This is a genomic window from Bacillus sp. V33-4, assembly GCF_002860225.1.
GTDB lineage: Bacteria > Bacillota > Bacilli > Bacillales > Cytobacillaceae > Bacillus_BJ > Bacillus_BJ canaveralius.
The window spans coordinates 24,086-30,912 of the sequence record NZ_PGVC01000031.1 but is presented as its reverse complement, the minus strand read 5'-3'; the positions used below and the strand labels follow the sequence as shown (position 1 = coordinate 30,912).

General features: G+C 41.0%; 7 protein-coding genes. 1 reads left to right on the top strand and 6 read right to left on the bottom strand.

Annotated features, from left to right (window positions below; translation table 11 throughout):
* Nucleotides 1–86: 86 nt before the first annotated feature.
* From CVD23_RS12245 to CVD23_RS12220, 6 genes are all read right to left on the bottom strand, one after another.
* On the bottom strand, nt 87–611 hold the full coding sequence (locus CVD23_RS12245; protein ID WP_101578618.1) for an RNA polymerase sigma factor: 525 nt from the start codon (nt 609–611) through the stop codon (nt 87–89).
* Between the two features lie 17 nt (nt 612–628).
* The gene (locus tag CVD23_RS12240) at nt 629–2,581 is read right to left on the bottom strand and encodes a DUF6449 domain-containing protein (RefSeq protein ID WP_101666187.1); all 1,953 of its coding nucleotides are present in this window, start codon (nt 2,579–2,581) and stop codon (nt 629–631) included.
* On the bottom strand, nt 2,556–3,455 hold the full coding sequence (locus CVD23_RS12235) for an ABC transporter ATP-binding protein (RefSeq protein WP_101666186.1): 900 nt from the start codon (nt 3,453–3,455) through the stop codon (nt 2,556–2,558). The genes CVD23_RS12240 and CVD23_RS12235 overlap by 26 nt, the downstream gene beginning before the upstream one ends.
* Before the next feature lie 2 nt (nt 3,456–3,457).
* Nucleotides 3,458–3,838: a GntR family transcriptional regulator gene (locus CVD23_RS12230; protein WP_101666185.1), complete on the bottom strand. Its 381-nt coding sequence runs from the start codon at nt 3,836–3,838 to the stop codon at nt 3,458–3,460.
* Between the two features lie 189 nt (nt 3,839–4,027).
* Nucleotides 4,028–5,182, bottom strand: a complete 1,155-nt coding sequence (locus tag CVD23_RS12225; protein WP_101666184.1) for an acyl-CoA dehydrogenase family protein — start codon at nt 5,180–5,182, stop codon at nt 4,028–4,030.
* An 89-nt stretch (nt 5,183–5,271) separates the two neighbouring features.
* Nucleotides 5,272–5,667: a VOC family protein gene (locus CVD23_RS12220; RefSeq protein WP_101578613.1), complete on the bottom strand. Its 396-nt coding sequence runs from the start codon at nt 5,665–5,667 to the stop codon at nt 5,272–5,274.
* 270 nt (nt 5,668–5,937) lie between these two features.
* Between CVD23_RS12220 and CVD23_RS12215 the strand changes: the two genes are divergently transcribed.
* The gene (locus CVD23_RS12215; RefSeq protein WP_101578612.1) at nt 5,938–6,771 is read left to right on the top strand and encodes an undecaprenyl-diphosphate phosphatase; all 834 of its coding nucleotides are present in this window, start codon (nt 5,938–5,940) and stop codon (nt 6,769–6,771) included.
* Nucleotides 6,772–6,827 lie beyond the last annotated feature (56 nt).

Sequence of the window (6,827 nt, the reverse complement as noted above, 5' to 3'; positions counted from 1 at the left end):
ACGGCTACGCCATTATCTGGATGAGAAGGGAAATAATTCTCCTACAAACATTTTACTCATACGTCCTGAGCCATGCCTTTTCCTATTTATGCCGAATATCTTTCGGATAAAACAGCTTTCAGATGCTTTCTCGTCCGGTACAGCCTTGTTTTCACTGTTGATGGCTTGAGATCAAGCTGCTTGGCAATCTCGTCTTCCTTTAATCCAGAGTTTACTTTTAACAAGAAAATGGCTTGGTGTTCTGGCTTCAACGCTTTGATTTCCTGTCCAATGTCTTCTTTAAACAGGGAGAGCGCTACTTCCTGCTCAACATTATGATCTGATTCAAGTGCAAACAGCTCATTATGCTGAGCAATGGCCTCCAGTGAAACACCGCGCCCTCTTGCTTCTTTGCGGATAAAATCAATTGCCGTCCTTGCCGCAATTGCTGATAACCAGGCTCCCAATTTTTCTTCATCGTGAATAGAATCGCTTTTCAAGAAAGCTTTCAGATAAGTCTCCTGGACAACATCCTCGGCCGTATGCGCGTTTTTCGTGATATTTAAAGCTGTATAAAACAGCCGTTTATAGTACCGTGCAAATAAAAATTCAAAATTCGGCTGAACTTGCATATCCTATGCCCCCAAATCTATTTATCAAAATGGTCTTTAATAAACTCTGGTAACTTATTCTCTTTAAGACTAGTAATTTCATAATTTCCTTTTTCATGATAGTAGATCGCGGCAATAAATGCTCCGTCGATATGCGTCTCAGCCGCTGTTATCATGCTGCTGATTTCATCTTTGTTCTCAATCTTAAGGACCTTCCCTTCCTCCTCAAGCTTTTTCAGCAATGTATGATCATCAAAAGCTATATAAGGATCCGGTACCAAATCCTGTTTATCTGCAACAAGGATATAATTTATATCCTCAGGCAGCAAGCTGGCCTCGGCAAGCAAATTTTTGTCATCAAGCCACTGTTCAAACTGTTTGTAAGACCGCTTCCATTCAAAAAAGATTCGTTTGTCATTGTCAAGCAATAATTCAACATCGGAGTTAATGTAAGCGAAATGATTCATTTGCTCATACGTTTCCAGTTTTGCATCCTCTTTTAGAATCGTGATTGCTTCCTTGATGTCTTTGCTATCAGCGATGACAGCATTCTTGGTCCTCATCCCTCTCGGGGTAATCGTAATCTTGTCTACTTCCTCTGTGTCTACCAGAAATATTTCATTGGATGCATTCTTGTATTCTGTTGATTCTCTAATAGGTTTCAGTAATTCATCAAAGTCGTTTCTATTAACTTCATATTCGCGTACGACTTTTTTGCCGTTTTCTAGTTCATAGGCGAAAAAAATTGATTCCTTTTTTGTTGATCGGGTATTAACGATGCTACGATGAAGGTCCAAAACCGCCTTCACGTTCTCGGGTTCTTTTAATGTAAACGTTAGCTCGCTTTCAAAATCTTCACTATTAGCGTAGTGATACGGTACATCACTGAAGTATACTTGTTTTACTTCTGAAAGTTCAGGAATATTTTTTTCATATAGATTAAAAATTAACTGGGATGCTGCGAAGGATAGCAACATCACTGCGACGAATATGAAATAACCTTTTACATTCGTAAAAACACGCCACGTTTTTTGCAAAACCATCTCGGCAATGAAATAGCCAATGATCGATCCCGCAATATAACCGAATATCCACCATGAAGATTTCATGCCAATATTGCCAAAGTAGATGCCCCCAAGCAGCATAAAACAAATGGCAGCTCCGTATTTAAACATTGGCGTTAGCTTTTCGAAGGCAATCGCCTGCGAAACGGCCTCGACCTGTCTCTTTTTATAAAAAAATAATGAACCGGCGTATAACAGTCCAATTAAAATAGCATAAACAGTTGCTATTCCTGGAGATAGAACCCGTGATTCCAAAACCATCGCATGAGTTAATGGCGAATATGTCTCTATTTTGGTATGTAAGTAATAACTATCAGGGAATCCTAACAGAAAAAAACCGAGACTTGAAACCAACAGAAAGACGATTCCAGCAGGGAACACCAAGAAAACATATGATAGAACTCCATGCACTGCGGTGATTCCCGTAAACATTCCGACAAAAACACCAGCCAGGAAGAGCACAAGGCTGATAAGAACAGTTACTCCACCCCAGTAAAAAATCTCATCAATCCCGAAATACAGATTTAAATCGAGGACTTTGTATAATATCAATACGATCAACATAGTTAGGATCACCGGAACTACCAATAATACGGCACCTGTTAATGTGTATTGATGAAAGATTCTGCTTCTCGTCATTGGCAGGCTGTGCATCAAATCGGCAGGCTGTTTGACATGCAAAAATCGAAACAGAAATATCGCCATTAAAATCGGGACCGATAAGATAAACAGCATTTGTATAGGAAAATCCACCTGGAACAGGTTTTCATACTTTTGATAGTTTGGATATTCACTTGATACTTGCATCAGGAGCCTTAAAGGCAAAGCAACAACGAGGCCAAGTAAATAAACAATGCCGACCCAGCCAACACTTCTTGTGATCTGGCGGACTATTTCTCTATTAAACAAGGATATTCTTGATAGCATATCCGACATCCCCCATTTCGTATATGAAAATTTCCTCTAAAGTCAGCGAAAGCATATCGAAGATGACCGGATTGTATTTTTCAATATGTGCTGCTATTTCTGGTTCTTTACCTCTCACGATGCACAACAGGACGCTCCCTCTTATCTCTTTATGCAATATCGCCAGATCAGAGTATAGCTGTTCAGGAATAGCGCCTTTAAAGGCTAACTGAATTTTGTGGACATCGGCTTTCAGATCATCAAGCTCTTGTTCAAAAAGCAAGCGTCCTTTATGAAGAATCCCGACATGGTCACAAATGTCCTCAAGCTCCCTCAAGTTATGGGAAGAGATTAAAACCGTCATCTCCCTGTCAGCGACCTCGTCAATGATCAGGCTTTTTACCTTTTTGCGAATAACTGGATCAAGTCCATCCATAGGTTCATCTAATATGAGGATTTCCGGCATCGTTGACAGAGCGAGCCAGAAAGCAGCCTGACGTTGAAGTCCTTTCGAAAATTTATGTATTTTTCTGTTGATGTCCATTTCAAAGACTTGTGCCAACTGTTTAAAACGCTCATCGTCCCAGCGGGAATAAACGCTTTTATAAAAATCGGCCATCTGTCGGATCGTATATTGCGAGAAGAAATAAGGTGCATCCGGAATGAAGAAAATCCGATCTTTTATTTCCGGGTTTTCAAAAATATTTTTGTCATCGATCAGAACTTGGCCTTCATCAGCCCTAAGAATTCCGGCAAGCAGCTTTAAAACCGTAGTTTTTCCCGCACCATTTGAACCGAGCAGCCCGTATATTGAACCGTGGTTAACCTTTATATCTACCCTATAAACAGCCTCAATGTCTTCATATGATTTAGTGACGCCCTTTAATTGAATCATCGTTATTTTCCTCCCTGAATGGAAGTATCCAATTCGGTAATTATGGTGAAAAGTTCGCTGACTGGCACTCCGAGATACAATGCTTCAGAAAGCAGCTTGATCAGCTCCTTTTTTACTTTAGCGATTTTTTCGGTATTGATCGTTTCATTAAAAGGATTGACGAAGCTACCTTTCCCTTTGACGGAGTATATATAGCCCTGTAGTTCAAGCTCACGATACGCTTTCTGAATCGTATTCGGATTGATCGTCAACTGCTGCGCCAACGTTCTCACAGATGGCAGCTGCTCATCTGCGCCAAGTACTTCATTTATAATCAGTTCCTTTAGCTTGTCGACTAACTGTTCATAGATCGGCTGCCGGCTTCTCAAGTCTAATTCAAACATTCGCACCCTCCTAACTGTATTAGGTGTACTATTTCAAGTAATACAGTTAGATTATATAATATGGTATACCATATGGGAAGATTTTTTTTTGATAAATTTTAGTTCAAGTAAGGATCTTCAGGAGTATGCAGATTTGCAGATAATAAAGAAACTCGCCGTTTGGCGAGTGCTGTTTATGCATGTATACCTTTATTTTTTCTGTACTTGAATAGCATGTTGAGCAAGCAAATTAATCGTCATATCATCCATCGGTGGATTGTGAAGCCCGGCGCGGACATCGCGGTAGTAGCGCTGCAATGGACTCTTTGCCGAAAGGCTTCTTGCGCCGACAACTCGCATCGCAAGATCAACTGCCTTGATAGCTGAGTTGGTAACAGCATGTTTGACTGCGCCAAGCTCCGGAAGAAGGCCGTTTCGTTTATTTTCATCTGATTCATCCCATAATTTTGCTACGGAGTAGAGAAAATGTCTGGATCTCATCAATTCGAGTTCAATCTCGCCTATTTTTTGACGAACATTAGGCAGGTCAATGATTGAGCCATCAATGCTATTAGGTGAATAGCTTTGCGAAAACTTGATTGCGTGAGATTGAGCAGCTTGCGCAATGCCCAAATAGCATGCCGGGATATGGAGAAGCCAGCCGTTGGCCCGTTGACCAGACTTTCCAAGCTTTTCGACCAGGAACTGATCTTCAACAATGACGTTTTCAAGAATTAAATCATGACTGCCAGTACCCCGCATCGAAATACTGTCCCAGGTTTCTTCAATTCTAAGCCCTGAAGCGGAACGTGGTATCAAGAAGTTCGCTATTTCTTCGCTTTCTTTTAACGTTGCGGTGACAATAAAAAAATCCAATACCGGCGCCAACGTCGTAAACGTTTTGCGGCCATTAATCATCCATGTCTGCCCTTGTTTTTCCGCAGTTGTCTGTGGCTTGCCTCCTCTCGTCGGGCTTCCGGTTCCTGGTTCTGTAGCAGCAGCGTTAATGATCGCTCCCTTTTTTACTTCTTCACAAAGAAATTGGAACAATGATTCGTCCCACAGCCTTTTTTCACTTAAATTTTTGATAATACCCATATGCCATCCGATTCCGAGAGCTGTGGAACCATCTCCTTCAGCAATTTTCTCCTGCAGCCGTACAAGCTCATACAGAGAAATTTCCTTGCCTCCATATTCCTGTGAAACCGTTAACGCTGTGTATCCTGTACGCTTAAGATCATCGAAGTTTTGAAACGGGAATTCTCCGCTATCAAAGTTGCGATTTGCCCGTTCTGAAAAGTCTTCCTTTAGGCTGTCCATAAATTTCAGACGTTCGTCTGTACCTTTTAGTTCTGCGAAATTCATTATGTACCCTCCGACTTTTTATCTTTTACATAGCGTATTGATTCTTTCCTAAATTAAAATCATAAGTCAGCTAACGATTACTTACGTTCTCATGTAGCAACCAGTTCAACTTTAATCCGATCGGGATCTTCAAAATAAATAGCGTAATGGTCAGGTCCACCCGCATAGGGCGATTGATCCGCATACAGGAGCGGGATTCCTTGTGCGGCTAACTTTGCGGCCATTTCATCAACGCGTTCTCTTCCGCCTGCATGGAAAGCAAGATGATTGAGACCGGTTCGCCGCCGGTGATATGGAACATCGAGGTATTTGTCTTCTGTTTGTACGAACACAATATAAGTATCACCTAATTTCCAACTTACTCCTTTGTCCCATTTCTGAAACGGCTGATATTTTAGTTCAGCCAATATCCATTCCCAAAATTCGCTGCTCTTTTTTAAATCTGAAACATATATTTCAAGATGATGAATTAGGCCTGCTGCCATGCTGGATCCCTCCTTTTATTGTTTGTGGCAAAACCTCTTCTATATAACGACATTATCCCCTAGTTTTTGTGCTATTTTTACAGGTAAGATAGATGATTTTGTCTTTTCCTGCGCTTTCCCGAGAAATAAATTCTAATTATTTCTCGATTCAAATAATAATAGTTTCTATTTCCTGTCTCTTAAATTAATGATATAGTAAATTTTCGGACAGTGCTTCAATTATGACTCGTTAAAGCCTTAACATATGTAAATTTAATTTGGGGTGTTTCAATGAACTTGTGGGAAATTTTCGTAGCAATCGTTTTGGGAATTGTTGAGGGACTGACGGAGTTTATTCCGGTTTCCTCGACAGGACATATGATTATTGTTGATGACTTGATGTTTAAATCAAAAGAATTGTTTTCAAAGGAAGTGGCGAACACTTTCAAAGTGGTAATCCAGCTGGGATCCATTTTGGCGGTTGTGATCATTTTTAGAGAACGATTCAAAGAGTTGCTAGGTTTGAAAAAGGGATCTGCGGGCGGCACTGCTTCTTCGGGACCAAGACTCCAGCTCAAGCATGTGATTGTCGGGCTTTTCCCCGCTGCGTTTTTTGGTTTCTTGTTGGAAGATACAATTGACACACATTTGTTTTCGGTCTATACCGTTCTCATCGGACTTGTCATCGGTGCTGTTTTCATGTTAATTGCTGACTTCCTCCCTAATAAAGTGACAACCACACATTCGGTTGACCAAATCACCTGGAAGCAGGCGATTGGTGTCGGTTTATTCCAGTGTATTGCGTTATGGCCAGGATTTTCCCGTTCCGGGTCAACGATTTCCGGCGGCGTGATCCTTGGAATGAGCCACCGGGCCGCATCCGATTTTACGTTCATCATGGCGGTTCCGATTATGCTCGGTGCAAGCGGACTTTCATTATTAAAAAACTGGCAGTTTATCACGATTGACGCCTTGCCATTTTTTATTGCAGGTTTTATCAGTGCCTTTATTTTTGCGATGATTTCGATTCGCTTCTTCTTGGCGCTTATCAATAAAATAAAGCTTGTCCCGTTTGCAATCTACCGGATCGTGCTTGCTGCTGTTATCTATATTGTATTTTTATAAGCTGGAAAAGGCTGCTTCCATTGGTAGGGAGGCAGCCTTTTTCTAGAAATAGAACA